General features: G+C 64.5%; 1 protein-coding gene. It reads left to right on the top strand.

The annotated features are described in order from the left end of the window. Positions 1–234 (top strand): carbamoyl phosphate synthase preATP-grasp domain-containing protein (locus FQ664_RS27005; RefSeq protein WP_144176015.1); only part of this gene is annotated, 234 nt, incomplete at both ends.

Raw genomic sequence — 234 nt, 5'->3', positions numbered from 1 at the left:
CCCTGGAAGACGTGCTGGAAGTGTGCCGTGTCGAGAAGCCGAAAGGCGTGATCGTCCACTACGGTGGCCAGACCCCGCTGAAACTGGCCCGCGCCCTGGAAGAAGCCGGCGTACCGATCATCGGTACCAGCCCGGATGCCATCGACCGCGCTGAAGACCGCGAGCGCTTCCAGCAGATGGTTCAGCGCCTGAACCTGCTGCAGCCGCCAAATGCCACCGTGCGCAGCGAAGAAG

The sequence above is a fragment of the Pseudomonas persica genome (genome assembly GCF_900291015.1).
Taxonomy (GTDB): domain Bacteria; phylum Pseudomonadota; class Gammaproteobacteria; order Pseudomonadales; family Pseudomonadaceae; genus Aquipseudomonas.
The sequence above is the reverse complement of the archived record's forward strand: the minus strand, read 5'-3'. Positions and strand labels throughout refer to the sequence as shown.